Raw genomic sequence first — 20,741 nt, forward strand, 5'->3', positions numbered from 1 at the left:
GCCTCACTTGAGGTTGAGGTGGCGCAGCGTGGTGTAGAGGTCCATCACGCCGAGCGCGAGCGGCAGCACCACGGCGATGCAGATCGCCTCGAGGATCTCCACCGTGCGGCGCAGCGGCGGTGAGAAGCGCTGGTTCGGGAAGATCACGCCGACCACGAGCGAGCCGGCGGCGACCACGATCAGCGCGCCGAACACGTACAGCACCCGGTATTCGGCCGTGGTGGCGAAGAGCCAGCCGACGAGGATGCCGGCCGCGGACACCATGCCGGTGGTGAGCAGCGCGATGGCCTGCGCGCCGTTGGCGTACGCGCGGGCGCGCAGGAGCAGCACGAGCGTGGCGACCACGCCGAGGATGATCCCGAAGATGCCGGGGGAGGTCGCGGCGAACACGGCGGAGACGGCCGTGGTGGCGCCGCAGCCGACCATCAGGCCGGTCATGTAGTCGTGGGCCACGGCGGTGCGCTGCTCGATGGCCTGGTAGTCCGGGAAACCGGAGTCTTCCTTCAGCTCCTCCGCGGTGCTGGGCACGTGCGGCAGCGGGAGCTTCGCGAGCCAGATCGTGGCGCGCGGCAGGAACGAGATGCAGGCGAGCGACACGGCGACCGCGCCGGCGCCGACCCCGGCCGGGGTCGCGCTGGGCACGAGCGTGGCGACGAGGAACGCGACCGCGCCGAACGCGCCGGCGGTGGCCGCGGCGATGAACACGCGGATGCCGGCGCCGATCACGAGGATGCACACGGCCGCGACGATGAGCACGAGCACCGCGCCCAGCAGCAGGTTCGCGCGCACCGAGAGGCCGGGCACGATGTAGAACCCGCTCACGAACGCCAGCGGCAGGCCGCCGGCCGCGGCGATCAGCACGCCGGTGGCTTCGGCCTGGTAGCCCTTCGCCAGCGTCGCGCCCACCGCCACGCAGGCGATCGCGCCGAGGCCGCCGGCGATGGCCGCGGCGAGCGCGTTGCCGCCGTAGAGCGAACCGCTCATGAACAGTGCGAGCGCGGAGATGAACAGTGCGAGACCGCCGGCGACGTGCCCGAACCGGCGGGCCGTTTCCTTGGTCCACGGGCGGAAGCTGTCGGGCGTCGACTCGGCGATGGCGTCGACCACGTCGTCGTACAGCGGCGGCGGCGGGTTCTCGTTGCGCTTGCGCAGCTGCAGCAGCTCGCCGTCCACCACCCCGAGCGAGGCCAGCGTGCGGCTCGGGTCCAGCAAGGTGGACTCGCCGAGCTTGGCCAGCGCCCAGCCGCCGTGGCGCGCGCCGCCGTCGGGCGAGGTCTCCTTGGCCATCTCCAGCAGCATCGGCAGCAGGTCGGCCACCGCCACGTCCGCCGGCAGCGCGACGTCGATCCGGGTGTTCGGTGCCACCACCGTCACCCTGCTGAATACCGTCGTGCCCGTTGCCACTAGATGCCCCCGCTCTGAAGAGTCAGCTCCCGGGGGAACTTATACCGAACCCGGGCGCCGGGATCATCGACTGTCCGAAAATCCCTGGCGAAAGTACACCTCACGGACGACGGACGGGCGGCGCGACCAGGTGGGATCGGTCGATTCGGCTCATCGCTGTCGGTGGTGGGCCGTACACTCCGGGGATCAGTGGAAACGGGGTTCGCGGGCGAGGTGCCGGGGCCGCCGGGTGAGCGTCACAGGGCGAAACAGCAGCCGATGAGGGGGCAGGCGCGATGCACTTCCGGGCGTTGGCCGGATTTCCCCGGCGACGTTCGATAGGTTGTCACGCGCGAGGTTGTCAAGCGCGCCCGAGTGCGGGAACCGGCCGGCAATCGTCGAGTTGGAATAGAGGGGTCCTTCGATGAGCACGCTTCAGTTCAAGAAGTCGCCGCGGCTGGCGGCGCCGCGCCCGCCGGGCGGCGAGGTGCACCTCGAGCCCCCACCCGAAGTACCCCGCACGATCCCCGGCAACATCGTCGCGAAGGCGATTCCGGGCGTGATGATCTTCGCCTCGCTCGGGATGATGGTCTTCATGTTCACGGCGGGTGGGAAGAACCCGACCACGATCATGATGAGCGGCATGATGCTGATGGGCACCGTCGGCATGCTGGCCGGCGGTGGCGGCAAGGGCGGCGGGGCCAAGAAGGCCGAGATGGACGAGGATCGCAAGGATTACCTGCGTTACCTCGGTCAGATGCGTGACCGGGCCCGTGAGGCGATGGTCGATCAGCGCGCGGCGCTGGAGTGGGTGCACCCCGACCCGCAGTCGTTGTGGTCGTTGGCGGCGAGCCGCCGCATGTGGGAGCGCCGGCAGAACGATCAGGACTTCCTGCACCTGCGCGTGGGCCGCAGCTCGCATCGCCTCGCCACGCGGTTGGTGCCGCCGCAGACCGGCCCGGTCGATGAGCTGGAGCCGATCGCCACGTTGGCGTTGCGCCGGTTCGTGCGGGCGCATTCGATCGTGCCCGATCTGCCCACGCAGATCACCTTGCGCGGGTTCGCGGCGGTGAGCATGCAGGGCGAGCGTTCCCTGACCCGTGGCCTGACGCGGGCGATGCTCGCGCAGCTGGTCGCGTTCCACAGCCCGGACGACGTGATGATCGCGATCGCCACGGCGGGGCGGGCGAAGCAGGAGTGGGAGTGGGCGAAGTGGCTGCCGCATGTGCAGCACCCGACGATGTCCGACGGGATCGGGCAGCTGCGGATGATGGCCGGCTCGCTGGCCCAGATCGAGCAGTGGCTGGATGAGGAGCTGCGGGACCGGCAGCGGTTCTCCCGTAACGCCACCCCGGCCCCGGACCAGCCCCACGTCGTGATCATCATCGACGACGCCGAAGTCACCCGGGAAGAGCAGATCATCCTGGAGGAGGGGCTGGTCGGGGTCACGCTGATCGACCTGTCCGACTCGCTGGGCAACCTCTCCGCCCGCCGCGGTCTGCGGCTGGTCGCCGAGCCCGACCGGCTCGGTGCGCGCAGCGCCGGCGGGGTGGAGTGGTTCGGCCGCCCGGACACGCTGTCGGTGGTCGAGGCCGAGGCACTGGCGCGGCTGCTCTCGCCCTACCGCGTCGGGGGTGGGGGCGGCACCGAGGCGAACGATGACGAGCCGTTGCTGTCCAACCCGACGTTGCTGGAGCTGCTCGGGATCCCGGGCGACCCGATGACGTTCGATGTGCAGGGTGCCTGGCGCCCGCGCCCGGTCCGGGATCGTTACCGCGTCCCGTTCGGCGTCGGTGAGTACGGGCAGGCCGTGGAGCTGGACATCAAGGAAGCGGCGATGGAGGGCATGGGCCCGCACGGCCTGTGCATCGGGGCGACCGGGTCGGGTAAGTCGGAGTTCCTGCGCACCCTGGTGCTGGGTTTGCTGGCCACGCATTCGAGTACGTCGCTGAACATGATCCTGGTCGACTTCAAGGGTGGTGCGACGTTCCTGGGGTTGGACAAGGCCCCGCACGTGGCGGCCACGATCACCAACCTCGCCGGTGACCTCACCCTGGTCGACCGGATGAAGGACGCCATCGCCGGTGAGGTGTCGCGGCGCCAGGAAGTGCTGGCCAAGGGCAACTACAAAAACGTGTGGGACTACGAGAAGGCCCGGGAGAACGGCGCCGATCTCGACCCGCTGCCGGCGTTGTTCATCTGCATCGACGAGTTCTCCGAAATGCTGACGGCGAAGCCGGACTTCATCGACATTTTCCTCCAGATCGGCCGCGTGGGCCGCTCGCTGCAGATGCACATGCTGCTCGCCTCGCAGCGGCTGGAGGAGGGCAAGCTGCGTGGTCTGGACACCTACCTGTCCTACCGGATCGGCCTGAAAACCTTCTCCGCCGCGGAGTCGCGCGCGGCGATCGGCGTGCCGGACGCGTTCGAGCTCCCGTCGATCCCGGGGTCGGGGTATCTCAAGTACGACACGTCCACGATGGTGCGGTTCAAGGCCTCCTACGTGTCCGGCCCCTACCGGCCCGCGGGGATCAAGGCCGCGGGCCCGGTGTCCACGGTGGTGCGCGCGGACAAACGCCCGCAGATGTTCGTCCCGGACTATGTCGAGCTGCCGCCCGAGCCGGAACCGGAGCTCGAACCGGTGGAAGAGGTCGCCAAACCCAAGGAGACCGAGGAGGCGACCGAACCGAGTGAGCTGGAGGTGATGGTCGACCGGTTCATCGGCCAGGGCCCGCCCGCGCACGAGGTGTGGCTGCCGCCGTTGGACGAATCCAACTCCCTGGACACGATGCTGCCCAACCTCAACCCCACCGACGACCGGGGCCTGTCCCCGGTCGGGTTCTTCGGCAACGGGCGCCTGCAGGTGCCGCTGGGCATCGTCGACCGCCCGTTCGAGCAGCGCCGTGACCTGTTGTGGGCCGACTTCTCCGGCGCGGCCGGGCACGCGGTGATCGCCGGCGGCCCCCAGGCCGGCAAATCGACCATGCTGCGCACCCTGATCATGTCGATGGCGCTGACCCACACGCCGGAGGAAGTGCAGTTCTACGCCCTGGACCTCGGTGGCGGCACCCTGGCCGGCCTGGCCGACCTGCCGCATGTGGGTGGGGTGGCCGTGGCCCGGCGCGAGCCCGACAAGGCCCGCCGGATCGTGGCCGAGCTCACCACCCTGATGACTGAGCGCGAGGGCCGGTTCGGGGCGCTGGGCATCGACTCGATGACCGAGTTCCGCAACCGCAAACGCCGCGGCGAGATCACCCCCGAGCAGGACCCGTTCGGTGACGCGTTCCTGGTCGTGGACAACTGGCGCGCCATCCGCGACGACTTCGACGAACTCGAAGCCTCCATCACCCGCCTGGCCACCCAGGGCCTGTCCTACGGCATCCACGTCGTCATCACCGCCAACCGGTGGGCCGACCTGCGCCCGGCGATCAAGGACATGCTCGGCACCCGCTTCGAGCTGCGCCTGGGCGACCCGACCGAGTCCGACATCGACCGCCGCGTCGCGGTCAACGTCCCCGCCGGACGCCCCGGGCGTGGTCTGACCCGCGACAAACTCCACATGCTCACCGGCCTCCCGCGCGTCGACGGCTCCAGCGACTCCGAATCCCTCGCCGCCGGCGTCGCCGACGCCGTCGCGAAAATCCGTGGTGCCTGGCGCGGCCGCACCGCACCCCAGGTGCGTCTGCTGCCCGAGATGATCACCTACGACGACGTGTTGAAGATCGACACCAAGCGCAACACGAAACTGGTGCCCTTCGGCGTCAACGAGGACGACCTCAACCCGGTCTACCTCGACTTCGACGCCGACCCGCACTTCTTCGCCTTCGCCGACGGCGAATCGGGCAAAACGAACCTGCTGCGCCAGATCGGCCGCGGCATCGCCGAGCGCTACACCCCCCAAGAAGGGGTGATCCTGCTCGTCGACTACCGGCGCACCATGCTCGGCTTCCTCGAAGGCGACTCCCTGCTCGGCTACGCCGTCTCCGCCAACCAGCTCGACAGCATGGTCAAAGACGTCCACGGATCCATGACCCGCCGCCTGCCGGGTCCCGACGTCACCCAGGACCAGCTGCGCAACCGATCGTGGTGGACCGGACCGGAGCTGTTCATCCTGGTCGACGACTACGACCTGGTCGCCACCCAATCATCCAACCCACTCAAACCACTCTCCGATTTCCTCGCCCAGGCCAAGGACGTCGGCCTGCACCTGATCATCGTCCGCCGCTCCGGTGGCGCCTCACGCGCCTCCTACGACCCGATCATCGGCAAACTCAAGGAAATCGCCGCCCCGGGCATGGTCATGAACGGCTCCAAGGACGAAGGCGCGTTGATCGGCAACATCCGGCCGGCCGCCATGCCGCCGGGCCGGGGCATCATGCTCAGCCGCAAAAACGGCCGGCAGCTCCTGCAGGTGTCATGGATCCAACCGGACTGATCGGTTCCAACGGGCCCCTCGCGGGCGACGGTAGGGGTGTCGGGTGACGGTGCGGGTGGCGGTGGACTTCGGGACCACCAGCACCTGCGTCGTCGCCTCCGTCAACGGCCGCGAGCCGCAGGTCGTGGTGATCGACGGTCAGCCGTTGATGTCGTCGGCGGTCTTCGCGGCCGCCGACGGCACCTTGTTCGTGGGCCAGGAGGCCGAGCGGCAGGCCGCGGTCGACCCGTCGCGCTACGAGCCCAATCCGAAGCGGCGCATCGACGAGGGTGAACTGCTGCTCGGCGATTCCGTGCTGCGGGTCACCGACGTGATCCACGCCGTGCTGGGCCGTGCGGTGGCCGAGGCGCGCCGCATCGCCGGCGACGCCGAGGTCAACCTGCTCGTGCTCACGCACCCCGCCGACTGGGGTGCGATCCGCACCAGGCTGCTGCGCCAGGCCGCGGGCCGGCTGGCGCGTGAGGTCGCGCTGGTGCCCGAGCCGGTCGCGGCGGCCGTGTATCACGCGGCCACTTTCGCTCCGGTCGCTTCACCGGACGGGCGCACTGTGGAGTTCAGCGGCCGCCCCGGCGACGCGCTCGCAGTGCTCGACCTCGGCGGCGGCACGGTCGACGTGAGCGTGGTGCAGCGGCTGCCGGACGCCGGTCGTGGTCCGGGTGGCCGGCCGCAACGGGGTGGCTTCCAGGTGCTCGCCACGCGCGGCGACCCGAGTTTCGGCGGCGCGGACATCGACCAGGCGCTGCTGGACCACGTCGGTTCGCTGGTGTCGGACGCGGATCCCGATGCCTGGCAGCAGCTGGTCACGGGCCGCGAGCTCGCCGACCGGCGGCGGCGGCGCGTGCTGCGTCAGGACGTGCGCGGCGCGAAGGAGACGTTGTCGCGCCACACCTACACCGACGTGCCGATGCCGCCGCCGTTCGCTGACGCGCACGTGACGCGCGAAGACCTCGAAAAGCTCATCGCCGCACCGCTCGGGCGCACGGTGGAGCTCACCAGCGCGGCGATCGCCGAGGCGGGGTTGCGGCCGAAGCAGCTCACCGCGATCTTCCTGGTCGGCGGTTCGAGCCGGATCCCGATGATCTCGCGCCTGGTGCACGAGCGCACCGGCGTGGTGCCCACGAGCCTCGACCAGCCGGAAACGGTGGTGGCGCGCGGCGCGTTGCGTGCGGTGCTGGTGGACGCCGATCGCACGGGCGCGCTGCCCGGTTCGCAGGCGGCGCGCGGGGCCGGTGTTCCGGCGGACCAGCGCACGGCGGTGGTCCACCCCGGCACAGTGAATCCCAACACCGCACATCCCAACGCCGGGCACCCCGGGGACGCACAGGCCGACTCCGGCCGCACGGAGCTCGTGGCGCGCGCCGTCCCGCCTCGCGCGCAGCCCAGGCCGCCCCACGCCCTGAACCAACCGGCGCCGATGGTTCAGCCGCCATCGGGGCCGATGCCGGCCGCGCGGCCGACGCCGGGACGCGGGTTCGCGGGAGCGGCCGGCGCGAGCCCGTCCGGGCCGGGTGGTCCGGCGCTCGGCGCTCCTGGTGGTCCGAACGGTCCGAGTGGCCCTGGCGGCCCAGGAGGTCCCGGTGGCCTCGGCGGTCCTGCGGGACAGCCGTGGCCGACGGAGACCGGAGCCACCGGCAAGAGCGGGCGCAAGCGCCGGCTGTGGGCGATCGGTGCGATCGTGGCGGTGATCGTGGTCGTCGCGGCGGTGGTGCTGTATGTCGTCAACCAGGGCAGCGACGACCCCGCGGCGGCGCAGCAGGGCCGCACCTTCGTCCAGTACGACTTCAGCGTGATCGCGCCCGCGGACTGGGTCCAGACCTCCGACCAGGTCGCCGAGCGGCAGGTGATCCTGCACCCGCAGGACGCGACCGCCGGCAACGACCTCGTGGTCACCCAGGAGTTCGTGATGGACTACGACGCGACCGCCGACCGCGCGCAGCTCGTGGACTCGTTGCGCTCGCAGGCCGCCCGTGATCCGAACTACAGCGCCTTCAACCCCGACCTGACGTACGGTGGCCGTGCCGTGATCGGGTATCACCAACGCAAGAGCGACCAGCTCACCGTGAACTGGTTCGTGGTGGTGCAAGGGAAGATCCGGGTGCACGTGGGCTGCCAGTACGAAGCGCCCGCGTTGCGGCAACGCGTCGACACGGCCTGTGAGCAGATCGTGCGGACGCTGAAGATCACCAGCTGAAGGAGTGCCCGTGCCGACGGAACCCGAGTCTGCCGCGGCGGCTTTCACGCGAGCGGGCCAGGACGCGGTCACGCACGCGCGCCGGGTCGCCGGCACCGCGCTCGCGCGCACCGGCCGGCACCGCGAGGCCAACCGGGAACTGATGAAGGCCTACGCGCGTCACCGGCTCGCCGGCGGCGGCGCCGTGGAACCGACGCCGAAGGTGCTGCGGGGTGCCGCCGCTCGGTTCCGCGCGGCGTGCGGGCTGCCGATGCCGCACCTGCCCACCGAGGCCGAAGTGGTCCGGTCCGAGCCCGAAGTTCCCTCGCCGGCCGCACGAACGAGTGATGACGAAGAGGACTTTTCGCAGTTGCGAATCATGAGCCGGGAACCGTGAATCTGCTTCACTCCGGCTGTGCGTGTGCTAATTGCCCAGTAGGGCACGGGTTTCGCGAACTTTCCCGGCGGCGTCGCGAGCCGTCCGGCGGCTCCGGTTCCCTCCGGCGGCGTTCCCGCAAGCAACTACTTGGGAAATCTCGCACCAAGGGTGAACCGAACCTGGCACTGTCTTCGTCGTAGGGGTGTACGGCGGAAACAAGCCGCCCGTACTCACAACAACTGACGAAGGGGGTAGTTCCCATGGCGGCTGGCGGCTTTGAAGGAACTCCGGAACAGTTCACCGCTGCTGAGAACAACGTCACCGACGTTCGCGTCGCGATGGACCAGCGTCTCTCGCAGCTGCAGGGTGAGATCGAAGCCACTCGCGCGGGCTGGGACGGCGACGCGGCCAAGGCGTTCAACCATGTCATGCAGCGCTTCGACGAATCGGGCAAGGGCCTGAACAAGGCACTGCAGACCATTGCGGACCTGCTGCAGGACGCCGGCTCGAAGTACCAGCGCACTGAAGCCGAGCAGAACGAAATCGTGAGCAGCTTCAACAAGGGCTTCGGCGTTCTCGGCTGATCTGGTTCGGCCTCATTCAGTTCATCCGTTTCACACCCAAACTTTGACAGGAGTACGTCATGGCGCGAATTCTCGTTGACCCGGCCACCATCCACCGGGCGGCTGACGACTGCAACGCGACCACCAAGGACCTGAAGTCGTCCTTCGACCGGCTCAAGGACGACCTGCACAAGCTCACCGACACGTGGAGCGGTGACGCCAAGGACAACTACATGAAGGCCCAGCAGGACTGGGACGACAAGTTCGCCGACCTGACCCAGCTGCTGGCCCAGATCGCCATCGCGCTGCCGGAGATCGCCGACGGTTACACCAAGACCGACAAGGACGTCCAGAACCTCTTCTGATCCTCGGGTTCCGGCGAAACCACGGCGGGCTCCGCACTTCGGTGCGGGCCCGCCGTTTTCCGTTGTGGCGGGTGTTTTCGGCGCGGCGCGCCCTCGTCCACAGTGGACGCTGAGTCAGTGCGGTGCGCCGACCTCGTACTCGGGCTTGTCGTTGAGCACCCGCACGGTGACCTTCCTCGGCTGGCCACCGAGCTGCAGCGTGCAGTCGAACGTGGTGCCGTTCTGCGTGGACTCGCCTGAAGGGCATGCGACGTTCTTCACATCGGGTTCCCCGTAGCTCTCGGCGAGGACCTTGGAAACGCCGTCCTGCAACGACTTCTGCTCCAGCGTGTCGCCCCGGAACGCGCCGAGCAGCCACGCCGCGCCACCGCCGATGATCACCACGGCCACCGCCGCGCCGCCGATCACCCACGGCTTGCGTGAGCGCGGTGCCTTCTTCACCGCCTCCGCGGAAAACGCGCCGAGCCCGCCGTAGGTCGCCGGCTGGAACCCGCCGCCGAACGTCGCGCCCTGCTGCTGCGGCGGCACCCCGGGCACCTGCTGCCCGCCGTACGGCTGCTGCTGCGGACCGCTCGCGGGGTAGCCCTGCTGCTGCGGGCCGCCGGCCGGGTTCGCGTAGCCCTGCTGGTACGGGCCGGTTCCGGGGTTCGCGTACGGCTGGGGCTGCGCACCGCTCGGGTGCTGCTGGGGCTGGGCGTACGGCTGCCCGCCGGTGTTCGGGTACTGCGCCGGCGTTCCCGGCGACCACGGGTTCTGCTGGGCGTTCTGCTGCTGCGGGTTCGGCTGCTGCCACGCACCCGGCTGCGCAGCCGGGTGCCACTGGCCTGGCTGGGCTTCCGGCGCACCGGGCGGCTGCCACCACTGCTGGGGCTGCTGCGGCTGCTCGGGCGGCTGGGTCATCGGTGCTCACCTCGGGTGCTCATCAGTTGCCCTGCAGTTCGCCGAGCCGGCGGTAGAAGTCGGCTTTCGCGGCGTCGTCCGGCAGGGCGGTGATCTGGCTCGCGTCCGGCAGCTTCGGCAGGTCCTGCGCGGTCGCCTTGCCGGTGAAGCGGAAGTCGTAGTTCAGCTCGATGTTGTGCCCGTCGCCGGAGAACTTGGCCGCCATCACGAACTCGGCGAGCGAACCGTCCGGCTTCAGCTTGATCGTGGTGGGGATCACGGACTTGTTCAGCTGTGGTCCGACCAGTTTCAGCAGCGAATCGGGCAGCAGTTCCACGCGCTTGTCGAGGAACTGGGAGAACGGCACGTTCACGGTGAGCTCGGCCGAGCCGTCGGCCGCGCTCTTCGCGCCGCGCACGGCCTTCTTGTCGGCGTTGTACGAGTCGTCCACGGCGTTGGCCATCTTGCAGGCGGTGAGCACCCCGCCCCAGGCGCACGGCTGGATGAGGCCGGCCTCGGGCTTCGGCATCGACACCCAGGACGTCGGCTCCAGCGACTTGTAGGTGGGGCCGAGGTACACGTAGTCGAGCGTGCCGGCGGCGGGGGTGAACGTGTCGATGATCTCGTCGGGGTTCTTCTGTGACCGGTTGTGCACCACGCGGCTCTCGGGGCTGCCGGTGCGGGCCGAGGTGATCACGCTGTGGATCCACTTGTCGTCGAACTTGAAGTAGGCGTCGGCGGAGTTGGTGACGTCGCGCGCGTCGAGGATCGAGTCCTCGAGCTTCGACATGGCCTTCTCGAACTTCGCGCCGACGTAGGCCGAGGCCTGGTCGCCGTTGGGCAGCGCGGTGCCGGCGCGGGCCTGCCCGCACGCGGTCGCGAGCAGCAGCACGGCGCCGAGCGCGAGCGTCGCCCGGCGGGCTCGTTTCGTCATCGCTTCCCCCAGGGATGGTCGGCTGTCCGCGCGGATCGTCTCATCTTGACGGGTCGGCGGGGCCCGCGTGGGTGGTTCCGCGACCTCGGCCGGTAGAATCATCAGCGCGGTCCGAGGTGCCCGGTTTCGGGGGTCTCGACCGGCGGGCACCCCCCGCTGCACGGGTCACGTAAGCAGAGGCGTATCTTCATATGTCGTTGTGCGTTGCGGCGCGTCAGCGCTAGGCCCGCACAGAACCCACACGCAATGTTGACGACGAGGTAGACCCTTGCCCACGTACAGCCCCAAGCCCGGCGACGTCACTCGTGCCTGGCACGTGATCGACGCCGAGGATGTCGTGCTCGGCCGGCTCGCGACCGAGGTCGCCACGCTGCTGCGCGGCAAGCACAAGCCGACTTATGCCCCGCACGTGGACACCGGCGACTTCGTCGTCATCGTCAACGCCGAGAAGGTCGCGCTCACCGGTAACAAGCGCGACCAGAAGTTCGCGTACCGCCACAGCGGTTACCCCGGCGGTCTGCGCAAGCGTTCCTTCGGCGAGCTGCTCGACACCAAGCCCGAGCACCTTGTCGAGAAGGTCGTGAAGGGCATGCTGCCGAAGAACAAGCTCGGCCGCGCCATGGCCAAGAAGCTGAAGGTGTACGCCGGCCCGCAGCACCCGCACGCCGCGCAGCAGCCGCAGGCGCGCGAGATCACCAAGATCGCGCAGGTCGCGCAGTGAGTGAGGAACAGTCTGTGACCAGCACCGAGACCGAGACCGAGGCTCCGGCCGTCGTCGCCACGTCGGAGACCGCCGCTCCGGAGACCCCCGCGGTCGATGGCGCTGTCGCCACGAGCGAGACCCCCGCCGCCCCGCGTCCGTCGCGCGCCGCGGGTGGCAACGCCCAGACTGTCGGCCGTCGCAAGGAGGCCGTGGTCCGCGTTCGCGTCGTCCCCGGCACCGGCGAGTTCAAGCTCAACGGCCGCACCCTCGCGGAGTACTTCCCGAACAAGGTGCACCAGCAGCTCATCCGTGAGCCCCTGGTCACGGTCGACAAGCCCGACTCGTTCGACATCTTCGCCAACCTCCACGGCGGCGGCATCTCGGGCCAGGCCGGTGCGCTGCGCCTCGCCATCGCCCGCGCCCTCGTCGAGGTCGACGCGGACGACCGCCCGGCCCTGAAGAAGGCCGGCTTCCTGACCCGTGACGCGCGCGCCACGGAGCGGAAGAAGTACGGCCTCAAGAAGGCCCGTAAGGCTCCGCAGTACAGCAAGCGCTGATGCTCCGGTCGTGGGGGTAGTCCTCTGCTCAGCGCCTGGAGGCGCTTCGCCTGGACTCTCTCCACGATCACATTGGGGGTCGAACCCCCAAACCCCCGCGCTCGTTCGCGGGGAGCTGTGCTCAGCGCTTGAGAGCGCTTCACCGGGCTCTCTTCGCGGTCACATTGGGGGTCGAACCCCCAAACCCCCGCCAGGGGGCAAGCCCCCTGGACCCCGGTGGGTTGCGCTGGTTTTGGCGTGTTGCATACCCGCGCTGGTTGAAGTACTTGGCCTCGCGAAAGGCAACCTCGAGAGCGCCCATCCGTCCATCGGATGGGCGCTCTCGTGCTTTCCGCAGTACTCCGAAGCTCTCGGAAGTTCTGACGAGCGCTCTCTGACGTGTTCTCTGGGACCTCATGTGTCCCATCTGCCCCACAGTGATGCATTTCGCGCGTGGTCCGCGACTTTCCAGGGGTGGGGGCACGGCCCGACCGGGTCGCAGCCGCCGCTAGGTTGTCGTGGTCGATTTGGACCTTGGAGGTCGTGGAGATGGCCCGACTGTTCGGCACCGACGGCGTACGTGGCCTGGCCAACGCCGAGTTGACCCCTGAGCTGGCGCTTTCGCTCGCGGCCAGCGCGGCGCGCGTGCTCGCCGCGCACGACCGTTCGCACCGCCCGGTGGCCGTGGTGGGCCGCGACCCGCGCGCGAGCGGCGAGATGCTGGAGGCCGCCGTGGTGGCGGGCCTCGCGTCCGCCGGCGCCGACGTGCTGCGCCTGGGCGTGCTGCCCACGCCCGCCGTCGCCTACCTCGTGGGTGCGCTGGAAGCCGACCTGGGCGTGATGATCTCGGCCTCGCACAACCCGATGCCCGACAACGGCATCAAGCTCTTCGCCGCCGGCGGCCACAAGCTGCCCGACAGCATCGAGGACGAGATCGAGGCCGGCCTGTCCGGCGCCGACGTGGTGCGTCCGACGGGCTCGGGCGTCGGCCGGGTGTCCGACGTCTCCGACGCCCTCGACCTGTACGTCGACCACCTCCTCTCGGCGACCCCGCACCGCCTCGACGGCCTCAAGGTCGTCGTCGACTGCGCCAACGGTGCCTCCTCCGTCGCCGCCCCCGAGGCCTACCGCCGCGCCGGCGCCGAGGTCGTGGCCCTGCACGCGGAGCCCGACGGCATCAACATCAACGAGCACTGCGGTTCGAACCACCCCGACCTGCTGCGCGCCGCCGTCGTCGAACACGGCGCCGACCTGGGCATCGCCCACGACGGCGACGCCGACCGCTGCGTCGCGGTCGACGCCTCGGGCGAGCTCGTGGACGGCGACCAGATCATGGCCATCCTGGCCCTCGCGCTCGCCGAGGACGGCGAGCTGGTGAAGGACACGCTCGTCGCCACCGTGATGAGCAACCTGGGCCTGCACCTGGCGATGAAGGCCCACGGCATCACCGTCGTCACCACCTCCGTCGGCGACCGCTACGTGCTCGAAGAGCTCCGCGCCTCCGGCCTCGCCCTCGGCGGCGAACAGTCGGGCCACGTCGTCCTCCCCGCCCACGCCACCACCGGCGACGGCCTGCTCACCGCCATGCGCCTCATGTCCCGCATGGCCGCCACCGGCAAGAAGCTCGGCGAGCTCGCCGGCGTGATGAACCGCCTGCCCCAGGTCCTCGTCAACGTCCCCGTCGCGAACAAAGCGGCCGTCGCCGACTCCTCCGAAGTCCGCGACGCCGTCGGCGAGGTCGAAGCCGAGCTCGGCGAAGAGGGCCGCGTCCTCCTGCGCCCCTCGGGCACCGAACAGCTCGTCCGCGTGATGGTCGAGGCCCCGGCCCACTCCACCGCCCAGGCGGCGGCGGACCGGTTGGCCGGAGTGGTGTCCGCGGTCTCCTGATCGTCCCGCGATCGCCGAATCGCTGCGCCCGCCGTCACAGCCCGGGTACATTCCGTGGGCGAGTGTGATGGCACCGGAGACGCCTTTCGTGCGTCCTAGAGTGCTGTACACCGGTGCTCTAGGGAGGGCGAGCGATGGCGGGCGGCCACAAGGTCGATACGGAAGCGTTGACGAGGGCGGCGAAAGCCGTGAGCGAAATGCCGCACAACACGCTGCAGCAGCCGCTCGCGGCGGTCAAGGACGTGCAGATCGTGTCCGCCGATTTCGGTGAGGCCCACGACCGGAACTTCGACCCCTACCACTCGGGTGTCCTCCGATTGGCTGGAATGGCCGACGCCTACCTGAAGGCCTCCGACGCCTTCGCCCAGAAGCTCAACTCGGCGGGCGGGCACTACCAGGTCAATGAGGACGCTTCCGGCTCCGCGGTGAAGGCGGCGGGCAAGTGAGCGCCGGCGAGAGCGACGACATCCCGTCCCGCCAGGAAGTCGAGCAGATCCTCTACGACCACGACCTCGGGAAGACCCAGGCGGGCACCGACCTGGCGTGGAAGTACATCAAGTACCTCGAAGACAACGACCCGACCAAGTACGGGTTCAAGGACGAGCACGAGTTCGAGCAGTGGCGTGACCGGATCAAGAACGACATGGCGCTCAGCGCCGATCCGCCCGAGGACGCTGACGACAACCACGACAACGACGACGTCTACGACGCCTATTCGCAGGCGAACGGCATCCACCAGAAGAACCAAGCGGATGCCCGCGCGGCCGACAAGAAGGCCGCTGACGACGCGAAAGGCAAGCTCGACGCGCAGGCCGGCAAAGCATCGGCGACGAATGCCGGGGCGAACACCTCGGACGAAATCCTCGACCTGGGGTTGCCGGGGATGAAGACGTTCGACATCTGGGCGCCGCTGTTCAACCGCGCGGTCGCGGTGGTCGGCACCTACCAGCCCGCGAACAAGGACGACCTCTACAAGCTCTACGACGAGCAGCGCAAGATCCCGTTCACCAAGTTCATGACGGGCGCCGACGAGTTCACGGCGTTGAGCGGTGCCGTCGTCAACGCGTCGACCGATGTCGAGGGTCAGCTCTCGACCAACCTCGCCGACTGGCACGGCAGTGCGGCGGACTCGGCGAACAACTTCCGGAAGAACTACACGGCTGACGCCAAGGTCGTTTCCGATTCCGCCGCGCATGCGGCCGAAGCGATGAAGTCCGCTTGCGGGACGGTCGGCAAGGCCTGCCGTGACAAGGCGAACTGGATGATCAAGTACCGGGTCGATTCGCTCGGCCAGGTGACCGCTCCGGACCTGGACCGCATCATCCGGATCGCCGAACTGCGCAGCAACGCGAGCCAGGACGACTTCAAGCACTGCGCGAAGTTTCTGGACCAGCAATCGCAGCAGATGATCGACGACGACTCGTGCAACCTCAACGAGGACACGATCAATCACATCGTCGACCAGTGCAACATCTACCTGAAGGACAACTTCGGGAAGTTCTTCGACGGCTACATCCGCGACTTCAAGACGATGTGCACCAACACGCACACCGCCGTCGACGGTGCCTGGCGCGCGCTCACCGATTTCTTCGCCCAGCTGCCGCAGGACCCGTTCTCCAACGTCGACCAGGCCGCGCCGCCGGACCCGGGCACCACGAAGCCGGCTGGCACCACCGGCACTGGCAGCGGTGGGGGTGGCGGCGGTGGCGTCACCGGAGGCGGCGGTGGCGGTGGTGGCACGCCGGCGATGCCGAAGGTCGACCTGCCGAAGACCCCGGAGACCCCTTCGGCCACCGACCCGAACCTGAACCCGGTCACGCACCAGCCGCTCGAGACGGACCCCGCCACGGGCAAGCCGTACCCGATCGACCCGACCACCGGCGAGGCGATCAAAACGGCCCAGCCCGACACGACGACCGTCGAGCAGGGCGATCACAAGATCGCGATGACCGAGCCGGACTCCGACGGTCACATGGGCATCACCGTCGACGACGGCACCGGTCACCCCAAGCAGTACAACCTCGACTTCGACGACCCTAAGGACGGCGCGACCGCGGTGCCGGGACAGCCGGGCGTGCCTGGTCAACCGGTCCAGCCCGGTGTTCCCGGTCAGCCTGGCGTGCCCGGCCAGCCGACGGCGCCGGGCCAGCCCGCTCCCGGGTTCGGTCCCCAGGGGCACGACGGCACCCAGCCCACCGACCCGTCGGCCAAGACCTACGAGCCCGGCCCCGACGGCAAGATCCACATCGAGGACGGCGGGCTCAAGATCACGGCGGAGCGCCCGGAGGGGCCGGACGGCCCGACCGTGGTGACCGTCGACGACGGCAGCGGCGAGCCCGTCAAGTACACCCTCGGCGACGACGGCAAGCCGGACCCGCTCACCGGCACCGACCCGACTGCCGTCACTCCGCAGCACAGCCAGCCCGGGTTGCCGGACGTACCGGGCGCGGCTCCGGCAGGGGAGGCGGGTGGTCCGCAGGACGGGCCCGGCCATTCGGGCGGCACCGGCGGCGGGTTCGGCGACCAGGACTCGCCGGCGCACTCCAATGGCCAGGAAGCCGCCCCGCTCCACGCGGCGGACGCCGGCCCCCAGCACGCCGCGGACATGCCGGCCGATGCGGCGAGCTACTCGGCACACGACGGATCCGGGCAGGACGGATCCGGCCATGACGGGTCCGCGGCGGTCGACGACTCGACCACGGCCCAGTCGCTCACCAACCCGCTCGACAGTCACAGCGGCTTCGAGGCCCACGCGGACGACTCGCTCGGCACCGGTCCGGACGCGAGCGTGCCCCTGGGCGGCGGGGCGACCGACGCGTCGACCTCACCGCTCGGCACCGCGCCGACGATGGGCGACCACCAGGCCCAGCAGTCCTCCCCGATGGGGATGATGGGCGGCGGCATGATGGGCGGCGCGGGTGGCGGTGGCGGTGGCCAGGACCAGGATCGGTCCGCGAACGCCTACCGGGTCGATCGTGGGCTGTTCGAATCGTCGAAGTCGGGCAACCGCATCTCCGGTTCGCTCGACGACGACCCGGTGATGGGCCGTTAGCCGGCGCCGGGAAGGGGGAGTCTGATGAGTTCGCAGGACGCGTTGGCCGCGATGCGCGCCAAGCTGGCGACGTTGGAGGCCGAAAACAGCGCGCGGTCGGCCATGCTCGACCGCAACCGTGCCGAGGCGGTGGCGGAGAGCAAGGAGAAACTCGAGAAACAGGGCAAGATCCAGGGCGAGGTTTTCGTCCGGCTGCAAGAACGCAACCGTCGCGCCAAGGCGGCCGGAGGCTGGGAGACCGAGAAGACCGTCGGGGACCGGGCCGAAGAGAACCAGTTCGGGTTCGAGGACGACGAGGCCGCGCAGACCGGCGACGTGGATGTTCGCTACGCTGCGCGACCGTCGGCACCGGCAGCTCCGCCGCCGGCGGAACCGTCCGGACGTCACCGCCGGGCCGCGCACGCCGTCGACGACGACGACTTCGCGGACACCGATTGGCTGGCCAACTGAACACTCTGCCCTCGAGGCCCTTCTGGCCGACACCTTCTCTCGGTAGATTTCCGGTGCACGGAAGGGGCACCGGGCGAAGGCGCCGTGCGTCGGAGTCGGTGCCGGTCGGGTGAGTGAGGGGGTGGCCATGCCGGAGGGCAGCCACCGGACGGACAGTCATCAAACGGATACCGACGCGATGCGCACCGCGCAGACCGCGCTCGAGGCCGCAGCCGCGCGCGTGCCCACGGTGTCGTCGCAGGTCACCGAGGCAGCCTTCGGCCTAGGTCACAGCGACGCGATTACCGCGTACCGCAACGGTTTCACCGCTCTCAGTAACGCGCTCCAGTCCTATGCCGACTCGCTGACGTCCTTCGCCGGCAACCTGGACACCGCGGCCGCCCGGTATTCGTCCATCGAGGACGACCACGCCGACACCGCCCGAAACGCCGGCGACCGATGACCGAGGCCCTGCGCGCCCCCGAGCCCGGCGGCGTCGGCGTGCGCACCTCCGACGAGATCTTCGCCCTCGCCGACCCGGCGCTCGACTTCTTCACGCAGTGGGCCGACATCTGGAACGCCGTCGCACCGTCGAAGATCGAGCCCGAGCGCGACATCCGGCAGAAGTTCCACACCGGCGCCGGCCTCGACTTCGGCGCCTTCCTCGCCGACGCCGACATCCTGGCCCGCGGCCACGCCACCCTCTCCGCCGCCCACGCCGACGCGACCGCGGCCACCACCGCGTTGTTCCGCGCCTGGCAGAGCCCCGCCGCCACCGCCGCGGAGGCCGCCTCCCCGAGTGCCGACGCCCTGCTGGATCACCTCGACGCCGCCGCCCGGCTCATCCCGGAAACGGTCACGCACGTCTTCACCACCCTGAAGACCAAAGTGGACGAAGTGCTGCGCCTCCGCACTGAGACCGTCGCCGGCGCGGATTTCCGCGTGGCGCAACGGATCGTGGCGCTGAGTCAGGGCAAAGCCGGCTCGCGGGAAGATCTGCTCGACCTGGCCCGGTGGTTCGACTCGGCCGGCCTCGGCAACGATCTGCACTCCCGGCTCCAGGACTGCGACCCCGTCGACGTCGGCTACGCGGCCCGGGCCGCCGAACAGTGGCTGACCGGTCCGTTCGCGACCGAGTTCCACGCTCGCTACACGGCGTTCCAGGGGTTGTGCGCCACCGCCGGCTCGACCATAGACGCCCAATTCCGGGCACTCACTGGGTTTCTGCCAGTTGAATCCACTGTGGACGAAGTGATCGAATCGCCCACGCCGCCGCTCGGGCTGCCGGTGGTGCCCGTCGAGCTCGACTCGGTGTCCGGTTTCCGGTCGGGCAGCCTGGACCTGCCGGACGAGGACGAACCCACCGCGGCGTCCGGCACCTTGGACCTGCCAGACGACTCCGGCGACCCCGACGACAGCACCACCGCCGCGGCGTCACTGTCCGAATTGGGCGCCCACGTGATCGACCCGCCTCAGGACCAGCCCTCGGAGCTGGGCACGGCGCCCGGCGGCGACGTGACCTTCGACCCGCTCGGCCCGAACCCCGCCGCGATGCCCGACGGGGTGCTCGCCTTCGGCCCGCTGTCCCTGCCCGGTCTGCCCACCCTCGGCACGGCCCCGGGCGATCCGTCGCGCGGCGCGCCCCGCCCGGTGCCGGACGTGTTCGACACGCAGGGCTCCGTCGGCCGCATCAGCGGCTCGCTCGACGAGGGACCCGGGCGTTGACCCGACCTGACGAGCCGGCCGGCCGGCGGCTCCGGCCTTGACCGCCGCCGACCGCCTGGCCGCCGCGCGGGCCGCCCAGGACGCGGCCGCCCGTGAGCAACAGGAGCAACGCGCGCTTCGCGACCGGCGGGTCACTTCAGCCACCGCGGACGCCAAAGAATCCCTCCACCGGGACGCCGAAGCTCACAGCCGTTACCTCGCGCGCGTGGAGGATCTCCGGCGCCGCCATCAGGCTTCCGGCGGCTGGCTCACGGAAAAGTCGATGACCGACCGGCCGGAGACGCTCGACCTCACCCCACCGGCCGACGCCCCGCCGACCGGCGAGCCCACGCCACCACTGCCGGGCCATCCCGCGGGCGCCACTCGCTTCGACGACCACGACTTCTCGAACAACACCTGGCTGGTCGACTGAGCCCGTCAGGCGGCCGGCTCTTCCTCCAGCAACTCGATCTGCGCGCGCTTCACGTCGGCGTCCAGCAGCGGCAGGTACCGCTCCGTGCCCGTGAGGTGCGTCAGGAAGAACGCCGTGAACAGCGCTCGCGTGAGCTGCTGCGTGCGGCGGTGCGGTTTGCCCTGCAGGAGCAGCTGGCTCCAGTGCCGCCCCTCCGTGACGCCGAGGTGGGACGACTTGCCGAGCATCCGCAGCTGCACGGGCCCGGCCCACGACGCCGCGATGGCTTCGGCGTGGCCGACGGCCGGGGCGACGAGGTCCTCTTCCGCCGCGAGGTGCAGGCCGGGTGCCGTGATGAGGCGGGCGGCCGCGGAAGCGGAGGGGAGCGTCTGGGCCGCGGTGATCGTCGCGACGGCGCGGACGCGCGGGCGCACCGAGTCGTCCGCCGCGGCGGCCTGGGCGGCGGCGAGGACGGCGGACCCGCCGCCCGTGGAGTGGCCGGCGAGGCCGAGCTTGGCCGGGTCGACGCTGATGCCGTCGGGGCCGAGGCGCACGGTCGTGACGACGTCGAGCGTCGTCAGCAGGTCGCTGGCCAGCAGGCGGTACGACGGCAGCGGCCCGCCCTGCGTCGCCGGCGCGGCCGCGACCACGCCCCAGCTCGCGAGGTGGTGCAGCAGGTGCCGATACCGCGACGCGGGCTGCAACCACCCGTGCCCGAACGCGATGGCCGGCAGCCCCAGCCCTTGCCGGGGCGTGAACACGACCCCCGGCAGCCCCACCAGGGCGAGATTGCCGCGCAGGACCTCGTGGGGCCCCGGGTGTGACAGCTCCGCGAGCAGTTGCTTGGGCTTGCTGGCCATGCGCGTGACCTTACTGCCCGCGCCCGGCCCCGGCCCGCCCGCCGCTCCGC

Annotated in this window: 18 protein-coding genes; 14 read left to right on the forward strand and 4 right to left on the reverse strand. The window is 70.2% G+C overall.

The window, feature by feature from the left end; translation table 11 throughout:
* Positions 1-3: 3 nt before the first annotated feature.
* A complete protein-coding gene (gene eccD, locus VSH64_RS41130) occupies positions 4-1,374 on the reverse strand; it encodes a type VII secretion integral membrane protein EccD (protein WP_326568123.1) in 1,371 nt (456 codons plus the stop codon).
* 433 nt (positions 1,375-1,807) lie between these two features.
* Between eccD and eccCa the strand changes: the two genes are divergently transcribed.
* From eccCa to VSH64_RS41155, 5 genes are all read left to right on the forward strand, one after another.
* Positions 1,808-5,818, forward strand: a complete 4,011-nt coding sequence (eccCa, locus tag VSH64_RS41135; protein ID WP_326568124.1) for a type VII secretion protein EccCa — start codon at positions 1,808-1,810, stop codon at positions 5,816-5,818.
* Positions 5,819-5,861: 43 nt separating this feature from the next.
* Positions 5,862-8,009 (forward strand): type VII secretion-associated protein, encoded by a 2,148-nt coding sequence (locus VSH64_RS41140; RefSeq protein WP_326568125.1) that lies wholly within the window; start codon positions 5,862-5,864, stop codon positions 8,007-8,009.
* Positions 8,010-8,019: 10 nt separating this feature from the next.
* Entirely contained in the window at positions 8,020-8,385 is a 366-nt protein-coding gene (locus VSH64_RS41145; RefSeq protein ID WP_326568126.1) for a hypothetical protein, read from the forward strand.
* Between the two features lie 242 nt (positions 8,386-8,627).
* The gene (locus VSH64_RS41150) at positions 8,628-8,951 is read left to right on the forward strand and encodes a WXG100 family type VII secretion target (RefSeq protein ID WP_326568127.1); all 324 of its coding nucleotides are present in this window, start codon (positions 8,628-8,630) and stop codon (positions 8,949-8,951) included.
* Positions 8,952-9,010: 59 nt separating this feature from the next.
* Positions 9,011-9,295, forward strand: coding sequence for a WXG100 family type VII secretion target (locus VSH64_RS41155; protein WP_326568128.1), 285 nt, complete (start codon positions 9,011-9,013; stop codon positions 9,293-9,295).
* 114 nt (positions 9,296-9,409) lie between these two features.
* On the opposite strand, the gene VSH64_RS41160 is transcribed toward VSH64_RS41155, so the two are convergent.
* Entirely contained in the window at positions 9,410-10,195 is a 786-nt protein-coding gene (locus VSH64_RS41160) for a DUF4333 domain-containing protein (protein ID WP_326568129.1), read from the reverse strand.
* 22 nt (positions 10,196-10,217) lie between these two features.
* Positions 10,218-11,108, reverse strand: coding sequence for a hypothetical protein (locus VSH64_RS41165; protein ID WP_326568130.1), 891 nt, complete (start codon positions 11,106-11,108; stop codon positions 10,218-10,220).
* A gap of 268 nt (positions 11,109-11,376) precedes the next feature.
* On the opposite strand from VSH64_RS41165, the gene rplM reads away from it, so the two are divergent.
* From rplM to VSH64_RS41210, 9 genes are all read left to right on the forward strand, one after another.
* Positions 11,377-11,829 carry a 50S ribosomal protein L13 gene (gene rplM / locus VSH64_RS41170; RefSeq protein WP_220246114.1) on the forward strand — a complete coding sequence of 151 codons (453 nt, stop codon included), beginning with the start codon at positions 11,377-11,379 and terminating at the stop codon, positions 11,827-11,829.
* Positions 11,830-11,843: 14 nt separating this feature from the next.
* The gene (gene rpsI, locus VSH64_RS41175; RefSeq protein WP_326568131.1) at positions 11,844-12,368 is read left to right on the forward strand and encodes a 30S ribosomal protein S9; all 525 of its coding nucleotides are present in this window, start codon (positions 11,844-11,846) and stop codon (positions 12,366-12,368) included.
* 528 nt (positions 12,369-12,896) lie between these two features.
* Entirely contained in the window at positions 12,897-14,234 is a 1,338-nt protein-coding gene (gene glmM, locus VSH64_RS41180) for a phosphoglucosamine mutase (protein ID WP_326568132.1), read from the forward strand.
* Between the two features lie 134 nt (positions 14,235-14,368).
* Positions 14,369-14,680 (forward strand): hypothetical protein, encoded by a 312-nt coding sequence (locus VSH64_RS41185; protein WP_326568133.1) that lies wholly within the window; start codon positions 14,369-14,371, stop codon positions 14,678-14,680.
* Positions 14,677-17,286: a hypothetical protein gene (locus VSH64_RS41190; protein ID WP_326568134.1), complete on the forward strand. Its 2,610-nt coding sequence runs from the start codon at positions 14,677-14,679 to the stop codon at positions 17,284-17,286. The genes VSH64_RS41185 and VSH64_RS41190 overlap by 4 nt, the downstream gene beginning before the upstream one ends.
* A 51-nt stretch (positions 17,287-17,337) precedes the next feature.
* Positions 17,338-17,736: a hypothetical protein gene (locus VSH64_RS41195; RefSeq protein ID WP_326568135.1), complete on the forward strand. Its 399-nt coding sequence runs from the start codon at positions 17,338-17,340 to the stop codon at positions 17,734-17,736.
* Positions 17,737-17,863: 127 nt separating this feature from the next.
* Entirely contained in the window at positions 17,864-18,178 is a 315-nt protein-coding gene (locus VSH64_RS41200; protein WP_326568136.1) for a hypothetical protein, read from the forward strand.
* Complete coding sequence (locus tag VSH64_RS41205) at positions 18,175-19,440, forward strand: hypothetical protein (RefSeq protein ID WP_326568137.1); 1,266 nt, start codon at positions 18,175-18,177, stop codon at positions 19,438-19,440. The genes VSH64_RS41200 and VSH64_RS41205 overlap by 4 nt, the downstream gene beginning before the upstream one ends.
* 37 nt (positions 19,441-19,477) lie before the next feature.
* The gene (locus VSH64_RS41210; protein WP_326568138.1) at positions 19,478-19,852 is read left to right on the forward strand and encodes a hypothetical protein; all 375 of its coding nucleotides are present in this window, start codon (positions 19,478-19,480) and stop codon (positions 19,850-19,852) included.
* Between the two features lie 5 nt (positions 19,853-19,857).
* On the opposite strand, the gene VSH64_RS41215 is transcribed toward VSH64_RS41210, so the two are convergent.
* Entirely contained in the window at positions 19,858-20,691 is an 834-nt protein-coding gene (locus VSH64_RS41215) for a dienelactone hydrolase family protein (protein ID WP_326568139.1), read from the reverse strand.
* Between the last annotated feature and the right edge of the window lie 50 nt (positions 20,692-20,741).

This window comes from Amycolatopsis rhabdoformis (genome assembly GCF_035918295.1).
Lineage (GTDB): Bacteria > Actinomycetota > Actinomycetes > Mycobacteriales > Pseudonocardiaceae > Amycolatopsis > Amycolatopsis rhabdoformis.